The sequence below is a fragment of the Streptomyces misionensis genome, assembly GCF_900104815.1.
GTDB classification, from domain to species: Bacteria; Actinomycetota; Actinomycetes; order Streptomycetales; family Streptomycetaceae; genus Streptomyces; species Streptomyces misionensis.
Genome location: NZ_FNTD01000004.1, coordinates 7,052,043 through 7,074,965 on the forward strand (window position 1 = coordinate 7,052,043; position 22,923 = coordinate 7,074,965).

The following is a 22,923-nucleotide window of genomic DNA, read 5'->3' on the forward strand; positions in this document are numbered from 1 at the left end:
CGTCGTTCGGAGGGGGAATCACGCGACGTGGGCGGCGGGGCCTCAGGGGGTGAGGACCAGCCGGATCGGGTCGCCGATCTTCTGCTCCAGGCGGGCGACGGCGTCGGCCGCCTCGGACAAGGGGATGTGGGCGGTGACGGAGGGCGTCAGGTCGAGGCGCCCGGCGGATGCCAGACGGATGAGCTGTTCCACGTGGTCGTCGCCGGAGCCGTAGTGGCCGAGAATCTGCTGGGTCTGGAAGCAGAGGTCCAGGCTGTCGGTCACGGTGAGGGGCTCGGGGGTGAGGCCGACGAGGACGAGGACGCCTCCGGGGCCGAGTGAGGCGGTGGCCTGGGCGCGGGCGGCGGCGACGCCGGCGAAGTCGAACGCGGCGTGGATGCCCTGCCCGGCGGTGGCCTCCGCGATGGCCTGGGCGAAGTCGGGTGCCGCCGGGTCGAGTGCGAGGTCGGCGCCGAAGGCGAGGGCGCGTTCGCGTGCGGTGGGCAGCGGGTCGACCGCGATGACCGGAGCCGCGCCGGCCAGGCGTGCGAGCCGGACGCCGTGGGCGCCGAGGCCGCCGGCGCCCCAGATGCCGACCGCCTGGGCCGGTCGGACGGCGCCCGCCTCGACGATGGCGGCGTAGGGGGTGGAGACGGCGTCGGGGATGATCGCGGCCTGGTCGAAGGGCAGGTGGTCCGGGAGCGGGACGAGGGTGTCCTCGCGGGCGAGGGTGTACTGGGCCCAGCCGCCGTCGTAGTCGACGCCGCGGGTCAGCGGTCGCCGGCAGGTGCTGCGGCGCCGTACGCAGTCCTCGCACTCCCCGCACGCCTGCCCGGCCTGGAGGACGACCGGCTGACCGGGTGTCCAGGCGCCTCGGACGTCGGGGCCGAGGGTGTGGACGACGCCGGCGACCTCGTGGCCGAGGGTGACGGCGCCGCTCTCCCGTACGACGTCGACGGGGAAGAACGGGCTGATGCTGCCGTCGATCAGGTGTACGTCGGACAGGCAGACCCCGGCGGCGCGTACCTCGACCAGGACCTCTCCGGGGCCGGGGACCGGTATCGGGACCTCTTCGACCGCGAAGGTGAGGGTGTCCAGGTGAAGCCGTCCGGCGAGCATCGTGCTCGTGCTCATGACGTGAACCTCGATTCGTGTGGGAAGGGGCGGTCAAGATTGTCGACCGACCTTGTCGCCCCACCTTGTCGTTCGATCAACTCGCCGTCAAGCGAGTCGGGGCGAGACGTTCGAGGGCCCCTTTCAGTTCTGTCAGACGACCGTGTCATTCAACACAATCAGACGATTTTGTCGAGTGACAAAGTCACTTGTACGTTGGTGGCACCGATTGATGCGGAAACGAAAGGCACGCTCATGACCCAGCCGTCCGTCCTCACGGCCCAGCCGGTGCCCGAGCGCCCGGCCCTGCCCTTGGTCGGCCATGCCCTCTCGCTGCCGAAGGGCTTCGCCGCGACCGTCCACATGATGAAAGAGGTCAAGGAACTCGGGCCGGTCTACCGGGTTCGCGCCTTCGGGACCGAGTTGGTGATCGTGGGCGGCCTGGACCTCGTGACGGAACTGGCCGACGAGTCCCGCTTCCGCAAGAACGTGCACCCCGAGCTGGTCGACATCCGCCAGTTCGCCGGGGACGGCCTGTTCACCGCCTTCAACCACGAGGCGAACTGGCGGAAGGCACATGACATCCTCATGCCGGCGTTCTCACTGGGCGCGATGCGCGACTACCACGCGACGATGCTGCGGGTCGCCCGCTCCCTGATCGGCAAATGGGACCAGGCTGCGGGCCGGCGTGCCGTGGACGTCCCCGGGGACATGACCCGGCTGACCTTCGACACCATCGGTCTGTGCGGCTTCGACTACGACTTCGAGTCGTTCCGCCAGGACGACCCCCACCCGTTCGTGGAGGCCATGACGCGAGCCCTGGCGTTCACCCAGGCGAAGGGGGAGTCCATCCCCGGCTCGGAGCTGTTCCGGCCCAAGCGGTCCGAGCAGTTCCGCCAGGACGTCAAGCTCATGACGAACCTCGTCGACGAGGTCATCCGGCAGCGCAGGCAGTCCGGCGACACCGGCACCCGGGATCTGCTCGGCAGGATGCTGCACACCCCGGACGCGCGCACGGGCCGGCCGCTGGACGACGTCAACATCCGCAACCAGGTCATCACGTTCCTCATCGCCGGGCACGAGACGACCAGCGGTGCCCTGTCCTTCGCCCTGTACTACCTGACCAAGCACCCGGAAGTCCTCGCGCGGGCGCAGGCCGAGGTCGACGCCCTGTGGGGCGACGCGGAGGCGCCCGACCCGGACTACGGTGACATCGGCAAGCTCACCTACATACGGCAGGTGCTCAACGAGAGCCTCCGGCTGTGGCCGACCGCCCCCGCCTTCGCGGTGGAGCCCCTTCAGGACACGGTCATCGGCGGCAAGTACGGCGTCCGCAAGGGCGAGACGCTGATGGTCCTCACCCCGGCTCTGCACCGCGACCCCGCCTGGGGCGAGAACGTCGAGCTGTTCGACCCCGAGCGCTTCACCCAGGAGCAGGAGGAGAAGCGTTCCGTCCACCTGTTCAAGCCGTTCGGCAACGGCGAACGTGCTTGCATCGGACGCCAGTTCGCCCTGCACGAGGCCACGCTCCTGCTGGGTCTCCTCGTCCACCGCTACCGGCTGATCGACCACACCGACTACCAGCTGTCGATCAAGCAGACACTCACCCTCAAGCCCGACGACTTCACGCTCAAGCTCGCCCGGCGCACCACCCAGGACCGCCGCCGGGCCGCCGTGACGGCGGGCGGGACGACAGCGGCACCGAGCGCGGGCACGGTCCGGCGGGCATCCGGCACGGCGCTCACCCTGCTGCACGGCTCCAACCTCGGCACCTGCGCCGGCATCGCCCGCGACGTGTCGGACGCAGGCGAGGAACACGGGTTCGCCCCTTCCGTGGCCCCCCTCGACCACGCCACCGGGAAGCTGGACCCCTCCGCCGGCCCACTGGTGATCGTGGCTGCCTCCTACAACGGCCGGCCCACCGACGACGCCGCCGAATTCGTCGCCTGGCTGGAAGATCTCGAGCCCGGCTCGCTCACCGGCCTCCCGTACGCCGTGCTCGGCGTCGGCGACCGCAACTGGGCCGCCACCTACCAGCGGATCCCCACTCTGATCGACGAACGCCTCACGGCGGCCGGAGCCGTACCCCTCCTCGCCCGCGGCGCGGCGGACGCCTCCGGTGACTTCGCCGGCGCGGTCGACCGCTGGACCGCCGACCTGTGGACCGCTCTCCTGGAGCGGTACGGCGACGCCACGGCCGACGCCACCGTGGCCGCGGAGCCCGAGGAGGGCCAGGGCCTCTACGAACTGGAGGACGCCACCGACTCGGTCATCGGCGGCCTCGCCGCCCGACACGGTCTCCAGCCCATGGAGGTCCTCGACGCCCGCGAACTCGTCGACACGGACCACGAACTCGGCCGCTCCAAGCGCTTCCTGCGTCTTCGCCTGCCCGAGGGCGTCACCTACCGCACGGCCGACCACCTCGCGATCCTGCCGAGCAACCCGGAGGCACTCGTCCAGCGGGTCGCCGCCCGCTTCGGACTCGACCTGGACCGCACGGTCCGCCTGCGCGCCCGCCGCCGCAGCCGGAGTGCCCTGCCCGTCGACCGGCCGCTGACCCTGCGCCGCCTCCTCGGCGACTTCGTGGAGCTCCAGGACGCCGCCACCCCCGAGCAGGTGGCCGTACTCGCCGAGTACACCGCCTGCCCGCCCGAGAAGCAGCCCCTGGCCGCCCTCGCCGCCGCCGAGCCCGAGGACTTCCGCGAGCAGGTGACCTCACGGGGGCGCAGCCTCCTGGACCTCCTGGAGCAGTACCGTGCCTGCGAGCTGCCCTTCGAACAGTTCCTGGAACTGCTGCCGGTCCTCCGGCCCCGTCACTACTCCATCTCCTCCTCCGCCCAGGCGTCGCCCGGCGAGGTGGACCTGATGGTGTCGCTCCTCGCGGCGCCCCACCGCTGCGGCGAGGGCACCTTCCGCGGCATCGCCTCGCACTACGTCCAGACCGTGCAGGCCGGCGACGTCGTCCAGGCCAGGGTGCTGCCGTGCAGCGACTCCTTCCGCCTCCCCGAGGACCCGTCCGTCCCGGTGATCCTGGTCAGCGCGGGCACCGGCCTCGCGCCCTTCCGCGGCGCGGTCCTCGACCGGCACCACACCGGGTCCACCGGCACCCTGCTCTGCTACTTCGGCTGCGACCACCCCGCCGTCGACTACCTCCACCGCGAGGAGTTCGAGCTGGCCGAGGCGGCCGGAGCCGTCAGCATGCGTCCCACCTTCATGCACGCGCCCGTCGACGGTGCCCGCTTCGTCCAGGAGCGCATCGCCCGGGAAGCCGACGAGGTCTGGGCCGTGTTGGAGGCCGGCGGCAAGGTCTACATCTGCGGCGACGGGCGGCGGATGGCGCCCGCGGTGCGCGAGGCGTTCATGGCGATCTACCGCGAGCGGACGGGCGCGGACGCGGGGGCGGCGGCGGGCTGGCTGATCGGCCTCGTCGAGTCCGGTCGCTATGTGGAGGACGTCTGGGCCGGCTGACCAGATCCTCGGGGAGCCACGGCCACGGACGCGCGGACGCCCGTGGCCGTCAGCCGGTCCGGACGTCCGCGAGTTCGAGCCTGCCACCGGCCAGTGCGACGGTCGCGGCGATCAAGGCCCGCAGGCCGGTGTCGTCCGCGGGCTCTCCCGGGGTGTAGAGACGCTGCATCGTCAGGCCGTCGAAGCCGGAGAGGAAGAACCGGGCGATCAGGCCCGCGGGCTGGGCGAGGACGTAACCGGTGCGGGCCGCGGTCTCGGCGAAGATGCGCTCCGTGACCTCGTTGACCTGCTGGTAGTGGGCCGTACGGGCTTCGACGAGACCAGGGGTGCGCAGGGCCAGCATGGCCAGCTCCGTCAGCAGCCGGTATCCGCTCGACTCCTCCTCGCCCGTGCGCCACAGGGCGCCGGCCATCGCGGCGATCGTCTCCTCGAAGCCCGCGTCCTGCGGAGCGGCCCGCGTGACCCGCGCGATCAGGTCCCCGGTGAGCTGTTCCATGACCGCCCGGTAGAGATCCTCCTTGGTGCCGAACGTGTAGTGGACCGTCGCCTGGGCGACACCCAGCTCCGCGGCGATGGCACGCGTACTGCCCGCGGTCACGCCCTCCCTCGTCATGAGGGCGATGGCCGCCTTGATCAGCTGGGGTCGGCGCTCGGCCGCGGAGACATGAGCCATACGTTCGACTATACCGACTTAGTCAATGGACCAAGTCGTTCGTGGCGGTATCCCGCTCGACCGCGCCGCGGGGGCTTCCCCGGCGGACCGCCGGGGTCCGGGAACCGACGCGCTCGACCGGCCGGCTCACCCGTACGGGCGTTTGCGGCGCATGCGGCCAGGGGCGCTGCGCCAGGCTGGTGAGGCAGGACGGGAACAACACCCCTTCAGGAGACGGTCATAGACAGGACACGAGGAGCAGCGTCGCGGACCGGGCCGGCCGCCCGGCTGCTCGCACGGTGCGCCGTGGTGGCGGCGACCGCCGCCGTGGTGGTGCTGCTGCTCGCGCTGGGCGGGGGCGGACTGCTCGTGGTCGCGGCCGGAATCCTCGGGCTGGTGGTCTGCGCGGCCGGCCTCTGGTGGTTCGTGGCCCGGCGCGGCCTGATGCGGCTGCTGGGCGCCTTCGTGGCCGTCGCGGCGCCGGTCGGCGTGCTGGTGTTCTACGCCCGAAGCGGTCTGTGGCTGATCGCGTTGATCTCCAGCCTGTGCTGGGCGGCGGCGGTGACCTGCGGCCGGGCGGCGCTGCACCGGGCGCGGCCGCCTCGGTCGCAGCGGCCCGTCCGCGCACGTCGGCCGAAGCGGGCGGTGCTGATCATGAACCCGAAGTCGGGCGGTGGCAAGGTCGCCCGCTTCGGCCTCGTGGAGCGGGCGCGGCGACTGGGCGCGCGGGTGATCCTCCTGGACCCGTCGGCCCCGGCCGACGTGGGCGAACTGGCCCGTGACGCCGTGGAAGACGGTGCCGACCTGCTCGGTGTCGCCGGCGGTGACGGTACTCAGGCCCTGGTCGCGGCCGTCGCCGCCGAACACGGACTGCCGTTCCTCGTGATCTCCGCGGGCACCCGCAACCACTTCGCCATGGACCTCGGCCTCGACCGCACCGACCCGTCCCGCTGTCTCGACGCCCTGGCCGACGGCGAGGAGATCCGGGTCGACCTCGGCGACGTCTGCGGCCGTCCCTTCGTCAACACGGTGTCCTTCGGCGTGTACGCGGACATCGTCCAGAGCCCCGAGTACCGCGACGACAAGACGGGCACCGCCCTGAGGCTGATGCCGGACCTCCTGGCCCGCGAGGGGGCGCGACGGCTCGACGCGCGGGTGGACGACACCCGGGTCGCGGACCAGCAGGCGTTGTTGATCAGCAACAACCCGTACGTCTCGCCCGACGAGCTGGGCGGCGGCGGGCGCCGGCCCGTGCTCGACGACGGTGAGCTGGGTGTGATCGGGATCAGGGTGGAGAACGCGGCGCAGGCGGCGGAGCTGGCGCTGCGGGGCGCACAGGCGCCGGGGCTCACCGTGACGACCGCGCGGCGGGTCGAGGTGACGGCCGGGGAACCGCGGCTCCCGGCGACGGCGGGCGGGGAGGAGGAGCGGATCCCGGTGGCGGCGGGCGGCGAGGAGGAGCGGATCCCGGTGGCGGTGGACGGGGAGGCGCTATGGCTGCGCACACCGGTCGTGTGCTCGGTACGGCCCCGCGCGCTACGGGTGCTGCTGCCACGCGACCGCCCCGGCGTACCGCCGGCGGCGCCTCCGGTCGACTGGCGGCGACTGCTCGCCCTCGCGTGCGGTCGTGCCGAGCACACGGCGCCGGGCGAGGCCGTACCTCACCGCCGGACCGTCCCTTTGACCGGCACACGGCGCCGGCCGGGGCGCGTGAGCTGATCGGGCCGGCGCTCAGAGGCCGAGGTAGTCGCCCAGGTCGGCGTAGTCGACCTGCCACAGGCCAGGAGAGCCGGTCGGGTACTGGGAGCGGAACCCGAGCATGCGCTGGACGCGCGGCGAGAGCGTCCTGGCGACCTCCATGTCCACCAGGAAGGGGTACGCCTCCTCACCGGTGAGGTAGCCCGGGTTGAGGGCGAAGGCCACGGCCCGCCGGTACTCGTCGCCGGTCCGGTTGGCGCCACCACCGTGCGCGGTCTTGCCGCTGAACAGCAGGGCGTCTCCGGCGTTCATGACCGCGGGGACGGTCTGCTCGGGAGTCCCGCGGTCCTCGAAGTCGCTCCAGTGGTTGCTCCCGGGGATGACTCGGGTGGCGCCGTTCTCCTCCGTGAAGTCGGTCAGGGCGATGAGGAAGTTGAGGGTGACCTCCGGACCGTCGGGCCCCATGCCGATGAACGGGAACCAGTTCTCCAGGTCCCGGTGCAGCATCTGCGCCTGGCTGTGGGGGCCGATCTCGATCACCTGGGCGGTGGTCATCCAGTACGTGCCCGACTCCGGGAGGAAGATCCGGTCGCAGATCTCGTGGACCAGCGGGTGTTCGAGGATCTCGTTGCGGAACGTGGCGCTGTGCGTGACCAGGTTCGTGAGTCGCTTGGTGTTGCTGCCGTGGAAGGCGGCCACCATTTCGTCCTCGTGGGTCGAGCCCGGGCGAAGCGCCCTCAGCGGCGGCTCGATCTCGGTGTTGAAGCGGTTCATCTGATCCGCCGTCAGGAAGTTCCTGACGATGACGCCTCCGTCGCGGCTGAGGAGTTCGAGGACCTCTTCCGTCGGCGTGTCAGCCGTCACCGACGACAGGGTCTGGGGCTGCTGCTGTGCTGTCATGCGGATTCTCTCCCTCAACGTGAACTCCGGGTCACCGCTCACCCGACCGACCGCCGGAGTGCCGGCTCTCGCGGTCGACCGCGCGTCGTCTCCCCGCTGTTCCTGTGGTGTGTGGCGTCACTCTCGTCAGCCACGACCGCCGGCGAGAACGACAGCGAGCACCTGCTTCGCCCGGGTCCGGTGCACGATGCACAGGAGCCCGGTACCGGGCAGCGGTGAGTGGCCGCCGTCAGGCCGGCGTGTCGCCCGGCCCGCTCCGGCACCGGAACCGGCGACCGGGTGGTTCACCGCGTCCCGTCCCCGGGCGAGTGCGGCCCGGTGCCGTCGATGCCGCCGCGGAGTTCGGCGCGCCGGATCTTGCCGCTCTGCGTCTTGGGCAGGTCGGCGAGGAAACGGACCAGGCGGGGGCACTTGTAGGCGGCCAGCCGCTCACGGGAGAAGGCGATCAGCTCCTCCGCCGTGGCGGTCCGGCCCGCCTTGAGCGAGACGTAGGCGACGACGGTCTCGCCGCGGTACGCGTCCGGCTGCCCGACGACCGCGGCCTCCAGCACGGACGGATGCTCGTACAGCGCGTCCTCCACCTCGCGCGGCCATACCTTGTAACCGGACACGTTGATCTGGTCCTTGAGCCGGTCCACCAGGTAGACCCAGCCCTGCTCGTCGATGACGGCGACGTCGCCGGTACGAAGCCGGCCCTCCGGCATCGTCCGGCGGGTGGCCTCGGGCTTGCCCCAGTACCCGGGCACCACCTGCGGTCCGCTCAGCTCGAGTTCGCCCTGCGCCCCGCTCGGCAGCGGGTTGCCGTCCGGGTCGACGACGCGCGCGGTGAGGTGCGGCAGGGGTTTGCCGATGGACAGCGTCCCGCTCGGCGGATGGACGGGCGCCCGGTCCCCCGGAGGCACGGCGATGACGGCGGACGTCGTCTCGGTCATCCCGTAGCCGTTGTGGAGGTAGACGCCGAACCGCTCCAGGAACCGCTCGACGGCGGCCGGCGGGATCGGCGCGCCTCCGGAGTACAACGCCTTCACCGACGCGAAGTGCCGCGGACCGGCCTGCGGCAGTTCGCAGATCGCGTTGTACGCCGTGATGGAGCCGATGGTGCAGGTCACGCCGTGCTCGGCGAAGGCCTCCAGCACGACCTCGGGGTGGAACCGGCCCGTGAGGACGAGCGTGGTGTCGGTGAGCAGGGAGACCGTCGCGTTGACCACCGCGCCGGTGATGTGGAACAGCGGGGCGATGGCGAGTACGACGTCCCCGTCGCTCAGACCGGTCCAGGACGCGTAGGCCGACACCACGCTCAGCACGTTGCCGTGGGTGTTCATGGCGCCCTTCGGCGGCCCCGTCGTGCCGGAGGTGTAGGTCAGGAACGCGACGTCGTCGCAGGTCGGCTGTACGGGCGAGGGGCCGCGGCCCGTGAACTCACCGATCAGCGCCACCAGATCGCCGTCCGGTGCCGGGGCGTGGCGTCGCGTCGTCGCGAAGACCCGCGGATCGTCGCGGGATTGGTAGTCCAGCGGTGACGTGCTGATCAGCCACCGGACCGTGCTCCCCGCCAGCGTGCCGAGCGTCTCGTGGACGTCCGCGTCCGCGCAGACGACCCCGACCGCGCCGGAGTCGTCGATGATCCGGCGCAGCTCCCGGCGCCGGTACATCGGATTGAGCCCCAGTGCCGTGGCCCCCAGCTTCCACAGGGCCAGCAGCACCAGCGCGTACTGCGGGATGTTCTGCAGGTACACGCCGACGCGATCACCCCGCCCGGTCCCGCGGGCCTCGAACGCGGCGGCCAGGGCGTCCGACGCCGCGTCCACCTCCCGCGCGGACAGGGCGCCGTCGAAGTAGCGGAGCGCCGTCCCCTCCGGGTTCTTCGCCACGCGTGCCTTCCAGGCGGCCACCAGCGAGCCGGGAACCGCATCCGTCCCCGAGCCGGCCCCATCGGGGAACGTGTCCCTCCGCCGGCCCTCGTCCACAGCCATCCGCCGTCCTTCCCACCCGTGTCACCGCGCTTGTCATGCCGGTCACACGAGTTCGCGCTTGAGGATCTTTCCGGTGGACGTCATCGGCAGCGTCTCGACGATTTCCACGATGCGCGGGTATTTGTGCCCGGCCATCTGCTCCTTGCCCCAGGCGATCAGCTCGTCGGGACTGACGTCGGCGCCGCGGTCGAGGATGACGAACGCCTTGATCTCCTCGCCGTGGCTCTCGTGCGGCACGCCGACGACCGCCGCCAGGCTGATCGCCGGGTGCGTCATCAGGACCTCCTCGATCTCGCGCGGGTACACGTTGAAGCCGCCGCGGATGATCAGGTCCTTCGCCCGGTCGACGATGTAGTAGAAGCCGTCCTTGTCCCTGCGGGCGAGGTCGCCGGTGCGGAACCAGCCGTCCCTGATCGCTTCGGCGGTGGCCTCGGGGCGGCCGTGGTAGCCCTTCATCACGTTGTGGCCCCTGACCGCGATCTCCCCGATGGCGCTTCCCGTGCCGTCGTCCTCGACCTCGGACCAGTCCGAGTCGACGAGCTTGAGCTCCACGCCCCAGACCGGCAGGCCGATGGAACCGGGCCGGGGCTTTTGCGCCGGATCGCTGAAGGTCACCACCGGCGAGGTCTCGGAGAGCCCGTAGCCCTCCAGGACCCGGACGCCCAGCCGCTCCCTGACCTGCTTGATGATCTCGGCGGGGAGCGAGGCCCCGCCGGAGACGCCCACGCGCAGGTTCCGTGCGATCCGCTCGACGTCGACCTCGTCGGTGAGCGCCCGCAACAGGCCCCACCACATGGTGGGGACGCCGGCGAAGAAGGTGATGTCCTCCCGCTGCATCAGGGACACCGCCTGCCGGGCGTCGAAGCGTGGCATCAGCACCAGTGTGCTCGCCGTCGAGAAGCCGGCGTTCATCTGCACGGTCGCGCCGAAGGAGTGGAACAGCGGCAGCACGAGCAGGTGGGTGTCCGAGGCGGGCTGGTTGTCCAACAGCCGGTTGCAGGCGAGGGCGTTGAGAACGAGGTTGGCGTGGCTGAGTTCGGCGCCCTTCGCCTGTCCTGTCGTACCACTCGTGTAGAGCAGCACGGCCGGGTCGTCCCCCGTGGTCCCGATGGTGTCGAACGTCGTCGCCGTGCCGCGCAGCGCGGCGCCCAGGGTCTCGACGCCCCCGATCGGGCTGTCCGCGCCGGGATCGGCGGTGATGAGGAAGAAGTGCTCGCAGCCCGCGGCCTCGGTGAACCCGGCGTGTCCCTGCGCGCCCATCGGCAGACCCGCGTCTCCCTCGAAGCAGAAGTACGCCTTCGCCCCCGAGTCGGCCAGGTGGTAGGCGATCTCCCGGCCCTTGAGCAGGATGTTGAGCGGTACGACGACGGCGCCGGCCTTGAGGATCCCGTAGTAGACGATCGGGAACCAGGGCAGGTTCGGACAACTGAGCGCGACCTTGTCGCCGGGCCGGACGCCGCGGTCGGCCAGGAGGTTGGCGACCCGGTTGGCGGCCGCGTCGACCTGGGCGTAGGTGAGGCGCGCCGGGCCGAGGACCACCGCGTCCCGGTCCGGGTACGTACGAGCGGAGTCCTCGAGCAGGACGGAGAGGTTCAGCATGGTGTCTTCCGGGAGGGTGGACCGGGCCGGGCCGCGGAACTTGTGACACACGGCCCGGCCCGGGGCGGGTGGGGCGAACGGAGGGGCCCGATCCGGGCGTCACCACCTCCGCAGCAGCCGGTCGAGGGCCTCGGCCGTCGCCTCGATGTCGGCGGTGGTGTGTGCGGTGCTGACGAAGACCTTGCCGGACGGCATGAACAGGAAGCCCTGACGCAGCATCCCTTCGAGGATCACGGTCCAGAGCCCGCCGGTTCCGTGGAGCCTGGTGGCCCCGCCGGGAGGGACGTACTGGAGGAGCGAGCCGACGCGGTTGAAGCGACCGAAGTCAGCAGAGGGACCGAGAGCGCCACCGACGAGGGCCTCGAACTCGCACGAGGTCTGTTCGAGCAGCTCGTAGACCGCGGGATCGGCCAGGGCGCGCATCGTCGCCGCGACGGCGGCCAGTGCGATCGGGTTGGCGTTGAAGGTTCCGGCGTGGACGACACCGGCCGTCACCTGGTCGACCAGCTCCGCCCGGCCGACGACGGCGCTCTGGGTGAAACCGCCGGCCATCGCCTTCCCGAAGACGGACAGGTCGGGCAGCACGCCGTACTTCTCGGCCGCCCCGCCCCGGGCGATCCGGAACCCGGCGATCACCTCGTCGAAGACGAGGACGACACCGTGCCGGTCGCAGAGGGTGCGCAGCGTCGACAGGAATCGCGGTGCGGGTGCCTCGACGCCGGCGTTGCTCATGACCGGGTCGACGAGCACGGCCGCGATGTCACGCTCCACGGACTCGCTCAGCAGGCGCTCGGCCAGCTGTACGTCGTTGAAGCGCGCCACGACCAGGTCGTCCAGCACGCTGGTCGACTGCCCTCGTCCGCCGGGGGCCGCGGGGCGGTCGCAGTCGTCCTCGGACATCCCGGCGTACACGGTGTCGTGCCAGCCGTGGTAGCTCCTGGCGAACTTGAGGACACGGCGGCGCCCGGTGGCGGCTCGCGCGAGGCGCAGCGCGACCTGCACCGCCTCGGTCCCCGTGTTGCTCCACAGCAGTCGCTCGCCGTGCGGCACGGCTTCGAGGACCGCTTCCGCCGCGAGATATTCGAGCGGGTGGCCCGTGCCGACGACCTGCATCTTCTTCGCGACCTCGGACACCGCGGACAGCACGCGCGCATCACCGTGACCGAGGACGAGCGGGCCCCAGGCCATCACGTAGTCGATGTACCGGTCGCCGTCCAGGTCCCAGACGTACGCGCCCCGTGCCTCCTGTACGAAGAGCGGGTGGGGAGGCATCGCGGCGCGCAGGCCCGACCCCACACCGCCGCCGACGCTGCGCCCGGTTCGCTCGAACGCCAAGCGTGATGATTCCAGGGCCATGCGCTTGCCACTGCCTTTCAGTACGTGATCACCGAGCGGATGCCGATGCCGCGCCGCATCTGGTCGAACGCCTCGTTGACGTCCTTCAGATCGATCACGCGCGTCACGAGGGAGTCGAGGTCGATGCGGTTGTCCATGTAGTGGTCGATCAGCAGGGGGAAGTCGCAATCCGGCTTGCTGGAGCCGTAGTTCGAGCCGATGAGGGACAGCTCCTGGTCGGACATGACGAAGGGGTCGATGGAGATCCGCATGCCGTCCGCCACCTGCCCGGCGACCACCGCCGTGCCGCCCCGGGCCAGGACTCCGTAGGCCGACTCGATGGTGCGTGGCAGCCCGATGGCCTCGATGGCGATCTCCACCCCGCGTCCGCCGGTGAGCTGGTGCACCCTGCCGGCGAGATCCTCGCGGCCGTTGTTGATCAGCTCCGTCGCACCGAAGACGCGTGCCTGCCGGAGCTTCTCGTCGGAGATGTCCGCGGCGATGATCTTCCGCGCGCCGGCGAGCCGGGCGCCCTGAACCGCGTTCAGGCCGACGCCGCCGCAGCCGAGGACCAGCACGGTGTCGCTCGGACGCACCTTGGCGGTGTTGACGGCCGCGCCGACGCCGGTCGTGACGGCGCAACCGACCAGAGCCGACTGTTCGAACGGGGCGTCGCGCCGGATGGCGATCGCGCCCGATTCGGGCACAAGGGTGTACTGGCCGAACGTTCCGAGGCCCGCGAAGCTGTAGACGTCGCCCTCGCCCACGGACGTGATCCGAGGCCGGCCGTCGAACGACAGGTGATTCGCCGAGTGCCGGCTGACCATGTCACACAAGACCGGCCTGCCACCGACGCAATAGCGGCAGCGGCGGCACGAGGGCGTCCAGGACAGCACGACGTGATCGCCCTGCTTCAGCGTCGTGACGCCTTCGCCGACACTCTCGACGATCCCGGCCCCCTCATGGCCGAGGATCATCGGCGAAGGCACCTCCCATTCGCCTGCGAGCACGTGAAGGTCGCTGTGGCACACCCCGCTTGCCTTGAGCCGCACGAGCACCTCGCCGGGCGGAGGCGTCGAGGGGAGGGTCACTTTCTCGATGGTCAGCGGTTCGTTCGCCGTCCTGAAGACAGCGGCGTCGAATTCGATGGTCATGAAGGCTTCCTTCTGTCCGCACTGTGGTTCACGCGATGGCCCCCGTTGCCTCGGCAGGCCTGGCGTCCAAGGCCGCGTTGTGGTGGTGCAGCGCGCGGTAGGCACGGAAGTAGACGAATCCCTGGGTGCCCCAGGTGGCCAGCGCGGCGGTGTAGAAGACCGTGCGGTTCGCGTCGTCGAACGGCAGGGGGAAGAAGTCGTAGATGATCGCGATGGTGGTGCCGGCGGCCGTGACCAGTGCCGTCCAGATCCCCGGCCACCTCGCGCCCGCCTCCCAGAGCCGCTTGACGAAGTACCCGACGAACACCGCCGTGAGGAGATTGACGACGACGTAGAACACGGCGACCGAGTACGCGGCGCGGTCGGTGTGGAGGTCCGCGCCGTGGAAGTGCCGGAGGAACAGGCCGGCCACGACCGCGACCGCGAAGACGCCGACGTCGACTGCGAGGCTCGGCTTGTAGCGATGGGTGACCTTCATCAAGCCCATGACCAGGATGACCGTGATGCCGACCGACCTGGAGAACGCGTCGAAGAAGTACGCCACGTCGTACAGGACGCTGCCGCTGTCGGCTCCGAGCAGCGACCAGAGCAGGAAGTTGCTGCCCGACGTCGCGACGACCATCCACTCCAGACCGAGGAGGTAGTTGCCGTACCGGCGGATGAACGTCCATCCGTAGAAGTACCCGGCGAAGATCATCCACAGGTCGGCCAGCAGGAACAGCGTCTCCTTCACCGCGGCACCCCCTCTCGCACGTCGTGGGACAGGAGGGAGATGACACGCTCGGCGGCGCGCTGGCCCGTCAGGACCGCGCCGTTCATCGTGCCGGCCCATTCGCCGGCGGCCTCGGTACCGGCCCAGTGGATGCGCCCGTGGGGCTCGGTCAGCGCCTTGCCGTAGCTCGTGGTCGCGTAGGGAGCGACGGCAGGGTTCGGGCCGCCCGGCGCGAACGGTTCCAAGCCCCAGCAGTGGTCCACGTAGTCGATGGGGTTGCGGGCCTGCGGACCGTAGAGGTCGACGAGCTGCCGGACGACCCGGTCGCGGCGGGCCTCGGGGCTGAAACCGTCGAAGACGCGCGGGTCGCAGAAGGCCATCAGCACGCCCGGCCCGCTGGGGGCGGGTGACACGTCGAAGGTGATGAACACGGTTCCGGTGTCGGTCACCGCCTCACCGGAGAGCCCGGCGGCCCGCCAGAACGGCACGTCGTAGGCCGCGAAGGCCTTGCTCAGCGCGCCCATGCGCCAGGTCCGCGTGAGCCCCTGGGCCTGCTCGGGCAGCGCGGGATCGAACTCGATGGCGGCGCGGTGCGCCGGCGCGGCCGTGACGATCCCGTACCTGGCGTGGACCTGGCCGGAGTCGGTGTGGACGGTGACGCCATTGTCGTCCTGCGTGACGCGGCGCACCGGTGTCCCCAGGCGCACGCGGTCGCCCAGCTTCTCCGCCACCCGCTTGGCGATCTCCTGGGTGGTCTCGACGAGCCGGTCCTGCTGCTGGCCGCCCTCGACGTCCAGCATGTGATCGATTCCGCCCGCCGCACGGATGTAGCGCAGCGCGTGCAGCAGGGAGACGTCCGACGGGGTGCAGCCCCACTGCACCTTGCTGACGACGGTCATCAGCGCACGAGTGCCGGGCAGCGCGTTCTTCCGGTCGAGCCACTCGCCGAACGAGACCGCGTCGAGCCGGCCGGCCTCGGGCGACTCCCACGCGGCGTCCACGTCGACGGTCGCGACCAGCTTGTTCACCGCCGACTGCACGCGGGCCATGTCCATTAGGGCCGCGGGGGAGACCTTGGGAATGGTGCCGCTGTAGGTGCGGCGCCGGCCTGCCATCCACAGCACGTTGCGACCCTGGTCGAACTGGCCGGTCGTGGTACACCCCATTCGGCTCGCGAGGTCCCGGACGGCCGTGTGACGGCGTGCCACCCACGTCGCCCCGAGGTCGACCCGCACGCCGGCCACCTCGCCGGAGAGCGACCGTCCTCCGACCCGGTCGCGGCCTTCCACGACCAGGACGGACCGCCCGTTGCCCGCCAGCCGCTCGGCAGCGCTCAGACCGGCGAAGCCGGCACCGACGACCACGACGTCGACCGTGCCGTCCCGGGAGCCGGACTCACGAGATCCCGGCATGGTTTCCTCCTTCGCCCACGCGGTCCGCGTGCTGGGAGATGTACTGGGTGATGGGGCCGACGAGGGCCTCGGGGATGTGGTGGCCCATGCCGGGAACGACCACGTGCCGGGCGGAGCGGATCGCCTTCACCGTCGCTTCGCCGCCGCTCGGGTCGACCAGCAGGTCCCGGTCGCCGTTGATCACCAGCGTCGGGGCCGTGATGTCGCCCAGCTGGGCCGTCCGGTCGCCGGAACGCTGGATCGCCTGGATCTGGCGCGCCGTGCCGGCCGCCGGGTCACCGGCGCTGCGATCCCAGCCGCGAGCCGCGATGGCCGCCTCCGCGGCGTCGTCGATGGGATAGCCCGTTCCCGCGATGTGCCTGGTGAGCCGCAGGTGGGCCCGGACCGCCGCGGTTCTGGTCCGCGCCGGCGGGGCGGCGAGGAGCCGGATCGTCGACAGCGCCGGCCGGCCCACCTTCTTCGCCCCGGTGGTCGAGTAGAGGGAGGTCAGCGACAGCACGCGTTCCGGCGCCGCTGCCGCGATCGTCTGCGCGATCATCCCGCCCATCGACCGCCCCACCAGGTGCACTCGCGAGATCCCGAGGCAGTCGAGTACGCCGACGGCGTCCTGGGCCATGTCGGCCAGCGCATACCCGTCGCCGCGCGGGCGCGCGGCGATCTGACGCCAGAGCGAGGGAGGGGGCGCGGCGACGAACGTCGACCGGCCGACGTCACGGTTGTCGATCGCGACGACCCGGAAGCCGCGGGCGACGAGCGAGCCGAAGAACGAGTCGGTCCAGAAGGTGAGGTCCTCGCCCAGTCCGGCGATGAGCAGGATGGCGGGACCGGCCCTGTCGCCGAAGTCCCTGTAGCAGATCCTCATCCCGTTCGGCAGGGCCGCGTACTGGTCGGTGCCCTCCGCGCCGCTCGTCTCAGGCATGGGTCGCTCGCCTCCCACCGGGCAGGTGCGCGGCGGGTCGGCCGGCACCGAACTCGAGGTGCTCGTCGGCCACCGGACCGCGCAGGGCCCTGGCGTCCTCGGGGTAGGACATGGCCATCCGCCAGGGCTTCTCAAGGCCCTGCTTGGGCAGGACCTTCTCGCCGCGCCGGGCGTAGCCGGCCTTGAGGTCCATGACGGGCCTGCGCTCCATCCCGGGCTGCGCGACCGGGACCACCCTGTCGTATCCGTGGGCGTCCATGTGCCTGACCAGGTCGATGAAGTAACGGCACATCAGGCTCACCTTGAGCGTCCAGGACGACGTGGTGTAGCCGATCGCCATCGCCCAGTTCGGGATCCCGCTCAGCAGCATCCCGCGGTAGCAGACCGCGTCGGCGACATCGACCTCGCGGCTGTCGACGACGATGGGCATGCCGTCGAAGAGCCGCAGGTTCAGCCCGGTCGCGGTGACGATGATGTCCGCTTCCAGCTCCTCGCCCGAGCCCAGCACGACGCCGCGTTCGCTGAACCGCGTGATCGTGTCGGTGACGACGGTCGCGGAACCCTTCTTGATCGCGTCGAAGAAGTCGCCGTCCGGCGCCAGACAGAGCCGTTGGTCCCACGGGTCGTACGGCGGGTTGAAGTGCTTGTCGACGTCGAATCCCTTGGGAAGCCGCTTGATGTTCTCGCGCCTGATCAACCGGCGCCCGGCCTTCGGGAACGTCCGCAGCCCCTTGACGACGGCGCGGTCCAACCAGATGTTCTTGAACCGCGTGACGGCGTACCCGCGCTCCTCCCCGAGCACCTTCGTGAGTGCCAGGGCCACCTTGTCGACGCGCGGCAGTGCCATGACGTACGTCGGGGTCCGTTGCAGCATCGTCACGTGCCGGGCGGCGCCGGGCCCGGTGGCCATGGCCGGCACGAGTGTGATCGCGGTCGCGCCGCTGCCGATGACGACGACCTTCTTGCCGCTGTGGTCGAGCGTCTCGGGCCAGTGCTGCGGATGGACGACCGTGCCTTGGAAGTCGTCGCGTCCCGGGAACCGGGGGGAGAACCCCTCGTCGTACCGGTAGTAGCCGGTGGCGGCGAACACCCATCCGGCACGGACCGTCTTGGTCACGGTCCCCGTGCCGGTGGCGTCGGCTGCCTCGACGGTGAGGGTCCACCGGGCGTCGTCCGAGGACCATTCGGCCCTCACGACCCGGTGGCGCAGCCTGATGAGGGGCTCCAGGCGGTTCTCCTCGACCGTCTCGCGGAGGTAGTCCCGGATCAGCGGCGCATCGGCGATCGCGGCTTCGTGACGCCACGGTTTGAACTCGTAGCCGAACGTGTGGAGGTCCGAGTCCGAGCGGATGCCCGGGTAGCGGAAGAGATCCCACGTGCCACCGATGTTGTCGCGGCCCTCGAGCACGAGCAGGGACTTGTCGGGGAGCTCCCGGCTGAAATAGCTGGCCGCGCCGATTCCGGAGATCCCCGCTCCGACGACGACCACGTCGAACTCCTCGACGGCGTCAAGCACCTCAGTTGTCATGGTGTTTCCTCGCTGTTCCCGGGGTGGTGATCTCACTGTCGCCAGCCACGGCCACGGGCGGGAACGACAGCGTGCACCGGCTGCGCACCGGGCCCGGTGCACGTTGCACAAGCCGGCCCGGCGGCGCGGCCCTCAGGCGGTTCCCGACAGCCGGGCGGCGCCTGGGCCGAGGTCTCGCCGGCTCCTGAACGGGCCAAGCGGGCACGGGAGTTCATACGGGTGAGCCGGCGGGCGTCGCCACTGCCGCGCAAAGGCACCGCGGCTGACCCGCGGCACGGCGCCGGCCTCGTGTCACCAACGCCCCGGCCAGGTGCCGCACACCTGGGACGGTTCTCGCACCCCACGGAGGAGCGGAGGCGACAGGACCCACAGGACCTCGCTCGCCGTCGTACCCGGATTGTCGAACTGGTGAAGCGTCCGGCCGGAGAACGAGGTGGACACACCGGCCGACAGCATCCGGGTCTCGCCCCCGACGATCAGGCGGGTCGAGCCGCTCAGTCCCAGCGCGAAGATCGTGGCGGTGTCGAGCCGGTACGGTCCGCCCGTGCCCCCGCCCGGCTCGACCACCGAACGGAAGACCTGGAACGCCGTGGTGCCGGCAGGCGTGAGCAGGTACTCGGTGACCCTGTCCCCGCCATGTCGATCCGGCTTCCGCCGTCCAGCACCTGCTCCTGCGGGTGGGCGAACAGCTCGCCGACCCCGATCCGCAGCACATCGCAGAGCCGCGGCAACGTCGCGCCCTTGCAGCGCAACCGACGGGGTGGTAGACCTTCCGCCGTTTACCACTACCAAACAGCACACTCGGCCGCTGTCGCACGGTGGCAGCGGCCCGACACCTCTCGCCGCCGTCGGCCGGTGGAATGGCACGCCTTCGCCGACGGCCTGCCATCGCTCGGCCCTTCCCCCGTCCGTGACGGGGCAAGTCGGGAGCGCCGGCTCCTCGGGACCAGAGGGAGACTTGAAGACATGGAAGAGCTGTGGCCCCCGCCGTCCCGTGAGGTCGCTGACGCGATCAGGTCACTGTGTCAGCGCCTGCTGACGGAGACGGAAGCCTTGGTCGACGCCTTCGCGGGGCCCGCTCTCGTGGCCCAGAACGATCCCGCCCTCCTCGCGGACGCATCGCTGACCGAGGAGGATCGTGAGCTCAACCGCTCCGATCTCGTCCAATGGCTGACCGCGAACATCCAGCATCCGGGACGGCGGGTGGAGCCCTACGTCGGCCCGCGGACCACGGCGTACATCAACGATCTCGTCTCCCGCGGCATCGCGCCCGACTTCGCCGACGCCTGGCGCGTGGCACTGGGCATCGGCTGGCGGCGGTGGCTGGAGGAATGCGTGGCGCACTACGCCGAACCCGGCCTCCTCGTGGGGGTCTTGGACGTGTCGGCGAAGTCGCTGGCGCAGTACGCTCTCGACTCGGTCGCGGCCCTGCGTGAGGCCGGCCTCGCCGCCGCGATGGGCAATGCGGGTGCCGAGGCGATCGCACTGATCCAGCTGATCGCCAGCGGGGCGCCGATGGCGGAGGACCTCGCCGAGGGGCGCCTGCGCTACCGGCTCGCGCGGTGGCACGCCGGTCTCGTGCTGTGGGTCGATGCTCCCGAGCAGGTCGACGCTCTGGACGGAGTGATCCCGGCGCTGCGCGCCGCTGCCGCGGGCCGGAGCATCCTGGTGGCACGTGCCAGTGCCACGTCGCGATGGATCTGGCTCTCAGGACCGGACGCCCAGGATCTCCACCATGTGGAGGAGGTCCTGGCGACGGCCCACGACGTTCGTGCGGCGGTGGGAAGGCCCGGACACGGACTCGAAGGGTTCAGGTCCAGCCACCAGGACGCCCTCGCGGCGCAGGCGCTGGTCACCCGGCTCGGGTCCGACCGGCGCTTCACCGCCTACGCCGACGTCGAGCTGATCGACGCGCTCACGAAGGACCGTGCCGGCGCACGTCGGTTCGTCGTCAACACCCTCGGTCCGTTGGCCGAAGCCGACGTGGCACTACGCCAGGCACTCCTCACCTACGTGCAGTGCGGCTTCAACACCACCCGGGCGGCCGCCGGCCTCTACGCGCACCGGAACACCGTCGAGCGGCGGGTCTCGCGCGCCAACGAACTCTCGGCCGTCAAGGTCGAAGACAACCCGACCCATGTGGCGGCGGCCCTCCTGGTGTTGGACATCGCGCCTGGCATCGTGGGGAGCGGACCGAGTTGAACTCACCCCAGGGTGTCGGGGTGTTCGAGCTTCCTGAACCAGCGAAGTGCCGGGAGGGCGAGCAGGGTGGCGGCGGCGAGGACCCCGAACGCGATCGCGGGGCGGCTGACGAAGAGCCCGACCGCCGTCGTCAGCAGTACGCCTCCCAGATTGCCCGCCATCCAGACGAGTCCGGCCGCCGTGCTCTCGGCTTCGGGCGCGTGCCGCTCGCTCAGCGAAAGCACGATGGGAAGAGCCGGGAGCAGCACGAAGCCTGTCCCGAGGAGCGTGAGGAAGGCCATGGCCGTGCTCGGGACCAGGGCGAGATGCAGGCAGGCCCCGGCGGTGAAAGCGATCGCGGCGCCCATGACCTGGACCTCGCGGCCACGCCGGTCCGCCCAGACGGGCACGACGGCGCAGCCGATCACGCCGGCGATCATGGTCAGCGCGAGGATGAGGCCGGCGGTGGATTCAGGGACTCCCGCCGGCGCCAACAGCGGTTGCACGAACGTCGCGAGTGCGATGAACGTGCCCATCGGGATGGCGACGACCCCGCACAGACGCCGGACGCGGCGATTGCCGAACGCCGCGCGAAAGGCCCTGAGTCCACTGGTCACGGAGGCGGACTCGGGGCTCGTCCGCGCCGGGAGGCGAAGCGCGGCGACGACGCACAGCCCGGCGTCCATGGCGATCAGTGCGGTGACGAGGGTGAGGGTGTGGATGTGGCTCTCACCGGGCAGGGACGCGCCGAGCAGGTAGCCCAGGACCATGCCGGCGAACGTGGCGGAGGACGCCGCGGCGATTCCGGTGGCGCGGTGCTTTTCGGCGAGGTAGCCCACGGCAAGGCCCGGTATGGCGTTCAGGATGAAGGGCTGTCCCGCGGCGGCGACGACCTGTCCGGTGAATGCCCAGGTGAAGTCGTCGGCGACGAGTCTCAGGAACGCCCCTGACGCGGTGAGCACCGCGCCGACCACGAGGGCCGGGCGGAGAAACCGGTCGAGCGCGATGCCGGCGGGGACGGCGAGGAGGACGTAGACCAGCGGGAAGACCTGGGACAGCCAGCCGATCGCACCGATGGAAACCCCGAAGTGCCGCGCGGCGTCCTGCGTCACGGGCGCGTAGTTCACGAAGAGCGCCTGCGTCGCGGCCGCCAGGAGCCCGTAGGCGAGGAAGACCGACCACCGGCTCGTCGTGTGCTGCTCGACCTGCGGCGCGGTCGTCGTCGCGGCTACGCGTGCGTTCCCGTTCTCGCCGGCGAGTCGCGCGCGACGGCCAAGCGCCTCGCCGCGCCTCTGGACGCTGCGTCGGATCATGACCGTGGCGACTGCACCCACACCTACGGCGACGGCTCCGCGCGCTCGTCGCCGAGCGGTCGTCAACTCCGGCATCTCGTTGTCCTTCTCGGTCGACGGTGGTGCTCCACTGTCGCGATCCGGATCGTCTCCGGGTACGACACACCGCACCCGGGTTCGCGTCGCCCTGTGCACTCGGCACCAGCCGGGCAGACCACGGGCTGCGTCCGCGGGCGGTGTTCACGCGGGCCGATTCCCTGACGTCCCGTCAGCCGAGTCGGCGTTTCGGCGGCACGAGTCCTGCGCGTCGAGCGATGTTCCTCACAACGACCGAGTCCGGTGCCGGCGCGTGCCGGCGGTACAGTGAAGGCCGCCCTTGACCTGCACAAAGCAGGCAGGGAGCCGTCTTACAGGAGTCCAAAGTGCTGCGTACTCTGTTCAAGTCCAAGATCCACCGCGCCACCGTCACCCAGGCCGACCTGCACTACGTGGGATCGGTGACCATCGACGCGGAGTTGCTCGACGCGGCGGATCTGCTGCCCGGTGAGCTGGTGCACATCGTCGACATCACCAACGGCGCCCGGCTGGAGACCTACGTCATCGAGGGTGAGCGTGGGTCGGGTGTCATCGGGATCAACGGGGCGGCCGCCCATCTCGTACACCCCGGCGATCTGGTGATCATCATCAGCTATGCGCAGGTCACCGATGCCGAGGCGCGGGAGTTCAAGCCCCGGGTCGTGCACGTCGACGGTGACAACCGGATCGTGGCGCTCGGCGCCGACGCGTCCGAGCCGGTGCCCGGCTCCGACCAGTTGCGCGCCCCGCGGTCGGTGGCCCAGGAGACCGGGGCCGTCTCCGCCTGAGCCCGGTCGGTGCAGGCCCGGGTGGTCCGGTCCGTGTCGGTTTCCGGGGCCGGTCGGTCCGGGCCCAGGGGGCCGAGCCCGCGGGGCTCGCGCGCTCGGGTGAGTGGCCGGGCGGTGATCGGGTAGGCGGGGGAGTAGTCCAGAG

Annotated in this window: 17 protein-coding genes; 4 read left to right on the forward strand and 13 right to left on the reverse strand. The window is 71.0% G+C overall.

What is annotated here, in order from left to right; all coding sequences use genetic code 11:
- Positions 1-42 precede the first annotated feature (42 nt).
- On the reverse strand, positions 43-1,113 hold the full coding sequence (locus BLW85_RS33405) for a zinc-binding dehydrogenase (protein ID WP_074994891.1): 1,071 nt from the start codon (positions 1,111-1,113) through the stop codon (positions 43-45).
- Between the two features lie 234 nt (positions 1,114-1,347).
- On the opposite strand from BLW85_RS33405, the gene BLW85_RS33410 reads away from it, so the two are divergent.
- Entirely contained in the window at positions 1,348-4,560 is a 3,213-nt protein-coding gene (locus BLW85_RS33410; RefSeq protein ID WP_074994894.1) for a bifunctional cytochrome P450/NADPH--P450 reductase, read from the forward strand.
- 49 nt (positions 4,561-4,609) lie between these two features.
- Here BLW85_RS33410 and BLW85_RS33415 read toward each other — a convergent pair whose 3' ends face one another.
- Positions 4,610-5,233: a TetR/AcrR family transcriptional regulator gene (locus BLW85_RS33415; RefSeq protein WP_074994897.1), complete on the reverse strand. Its 624-nt coding sequence runs from the start codon at positions 5,231-5,233 to the stop codon at positions 4,610-4,612.
- Between the two features lie 288 nt (positions 5,234-5,521).
- Here BLW85_RS33415 and BLW85_RS33420 point away from each other — a divergent pair, with 288 nt between their 5' ends.
- Complete coding sequence (locus BLW85_RS33420) at positions 5,522-6,931, forward strand: diacylglycerol/lipid kinase family protein (RefSeq protein ID WP_425275355.1); 1,410 nt, start codon at positions 5,522-5,524, stop codon at positions 6,929-6,931.
- A gap of 12 nt (positions 6,932-6,943) precedes the next feature.
- Here BLW85_RS33420 and BLW85_RS33425 read toward each other — a convergent pair whose 3' ends face one another.
- From BLW85_RS33425 to BLW85_RS39600, 10 genes are all read right to left on the reverse strand, one after another.
- Positions 6,944-7,810 carry a phytanoyl-CoA dioxygenase family protein gene (locus BLW85_RS33425; protein WP_074994900.1) on the reverse strand — a complete coding sequence of 289 codons (867 nt, stop codon included), beginning with the start codon at positions 7,808-7,810 and terminating at the stop codon, positions 6,944-6,946.
- Positions 7,811-8,094: 284 nt separating this feature from the next.
- On the reverse strand, positions 8,095-9,783 hold the full coding sequence (locus tag BLW85_RS33430) for a class I adenylate-forming enzyme family protein (RefSeq protein ID WP_074994903.1): 1,689 nt from the start codon (positions 9,781-9,783) through the stop codon (positions 8,095-8,097).
- Between the two features lie 42 nt (positions 9,784-9,825).
- Positions 9,826-11,382 (reverse strand): long-chain-fatty-acid--CoA ligase, encoded by a 1,557-nt coding sequence (locus BLW85_RS33435; RefSeq protein WP_074994905.1) that lies wholly within the window; start codon positions 11,380-11,382, stop codon positions 9,826-9,828.
- Between the two features lie 99 nt (positions 11,383-11,481).
- Positions 11,482-12,717, reverse strand: coding sequence for an aspartate aminotransferase family protein (locus BLW85_RS33440; protein ID WP_244174958.1), 1,236 nt, complete (start codon positions 12,715-12,717; stop codon positions 11,482-11,484).
- Positions 12,718-12,755: 38 nt separating this feature from the next.
- A complete protein-coding gene (locus BLW85_RS33445) occupies positions 12,756-13,871 on the reverse strand; it encodes a Zn-dependent alcohol dehydrogenase (protein WP_074994910.1) in 1,116 nt (371 codons plus the stop codon).
- 28 nt (positions 13,872-13,899) lie between these two features.
- Positions 13,900-14,604, reverse strand: coding sequence for a transporter (locus BLW85_RS33450; RefSeq protein ID WP_070026101.1), 705 nt, complete (start codon positions 14,602-14,604; stop codon positions 13,900-13,902).
- Entirely contained in the window at positions 14,601-15,995 is a 1,395-nt protein-coding gene (locus BLW85_RS33455; protein ID WP_074994912.1) for a flavin monoamine oxidase family protein, read from the reverse strand. The genes BLW85_RS33450 and BLW85_RS33455 overlap by 4 nt, the downstream gene beginning before the upstream one ends.
- Positions 15,979-16,914: an alpha/beta fold hydrolase gene (locus BLW85_RS33460; protein ID WP_074996302.1), complete on the reverse strand. Its 936-nt coding sequence runs from the start codon at positions 16,912-16,914 to the stop codon at positions 15,979-15,981. Before BLW85_RS33460 ends, BLW85_RS33455 begins: the two co-directional genes overlap by 17 nt.
- Complete coding sequence (locus tag BLW85_RS33465; protein ID WP_074994915.1) at positions 16,907-18,442, reverse strand: flavin-containing monooxygenase; 1,536 nt, start codon at positions 18,440-18,442, stop codon at positions 16,907-16,909. The genes BLW85_RS33460 and BLW85_RS33465 overlap by 8 nt, the downstream gene beginning before the upstream one ends.
- A 291-nt stretch (positions 18,443-18,733) precedes the next feature.
- The gene (locus tag BLW85_RS39600; RefSeq protein WP_074994917.1) at positions 18,734-19,009 is read right to left on the reverse strand and encodes a cupin domain-containing protein; all 276 of its coding nucleotides are present in this window, start codon (positions 19,007-19,009) and stop codon (positions 18,734-18,736) included.
- 399 nt (positions 19,010-19,408) lie between these two features.
- Here BLW85_RS39600 and BLW85_RS33475 point away from each other — a divergent pair, with 399 nt between their 5' ends.
- A complete protein-coding gene (locus BLW85_RS33475) occupies positions 19,409-20,644 on the forward strand; it encodes a PucR family transcriptional regulator (protein WP_070026104.1) in 1,236 nt (411 codons plus the stop codon).
- 2 nt (positions 20,645-20,646) lie between these two features.
- On the opposite strand, the gene BLW85_RS33480 is transcribed toward BLW85_RS33475, so the two are convergent.
- On the reverse strand, positions 20,647-22,011 hold the full coding sequence (locus tag BLW85_RS33480) for an MFS transporter (protein ID WP_244174959.1): 1,365 nt from the start codon (positions 22,009-22,011) through the stop codon (positions 20,647-20,649).
- Positions 22,012-22,337: 326 nt separating this feature from the next.
- Here BLW85_RS33480 and panD point away from each other — a divergent pair, with 326 nt between their 5' ends.
- On the forward strand, positions 22,338-22,778 hold the full coding sequence (gene panD / locus BLW85_RS33485; RefSeq protein WP_074994919.1) for an aspartate 1-decarboxylase: 441 nt from the start codon (positions 22,338-22,340) through the stop codon (positions 22,776-22,778).
- Positions 22,779-22,923: the final 145 nt, after the last annotated feature.

Coding starts and splice junctions, on each gene's coding strand:
- BLW85_RS33405 (WP_074994891.1), bottom strand. CDS start 1,113: ATGAGCACGAGCACGATGCTCGCCGGACGGCTTCACCTGGACACCCTC.
- BLW85_RS33410 (WP_074994894.1), top strand. CDS start 1,348: ATGACCCAGCCGTCCGTCCTCACGGCCCAGCCGGTGCCCGAGCGCCCG.
- BLW85_RS33415 (WP_074994897.1), bottom strand. CDS start 5,233: ATGGCTCATGTCTCCGCGGCCGAGCGCCGACCCCAGCTGATCAAGGCG.
- BLW85_RS33425 (WP_074994900.1), bottom strand. CDS start 7,810: ATGACAGCACAGCAGCAGCCCCAGACCCTGTCGTCGGTGACGGCTGAC.
- BLW85_RS33430 (WP_074994903.1), bottom strand. CDS start 9,783: ATGGCTGTGGACGAGGGCCGGCGGAGGGACACGTTCCCCGATGGGGCC.
- BLW85_RS33435 (WP_074994905.1), bottom strand. CDS start 11,382: ATGCTGAACCTCTCCGTCCTGCTCGAGGACTCCGCTCGTACGTACCCG.
- BLW85_RS33445 (WP_074994910.1), bottom strand. CDS start 13,871: ATGACCATCGAATTCGACGCCGCTGTCTTCAGGACGGCGAACGAACCG.
- BLW85_RS33455 (WP_074994912.1), bottom strand. CDS start 15,995: ATGCCGGGATCTCGTGAGTCCGGCTCCCGGGACGGCACGGTCGACGTC.
- BLW85_RS33460 (WP_074996302.1), bottom strand. CDS start 16,914: ATGCCTGAGACGAGCGGCGCGGAGGGCACCGACCAGTACGCGGCCCTG.
- BLW85_RS33465 (WP_074994915.1), bottom strand. CDS start 18,442: ATGACAACTGAGGTGCTTGACGCCGTCGAGGAGTTCGACGTGGTCGTC.
- BLW85_RS33475 (WP_070026104.1), top strand. CDS start 19,409: ATGGAAGAGCTGTGGCCCCCGCCGTCCCGTGAGGTCGCTGACGCGATC.
- BLW85_RS33480 (WP_244174959.1), bottom strand. CDS start 22,011: ATGCCGGAGTTGACGACCGCTCGGCGACGAGCGCGCGGAGCCGTCGCC.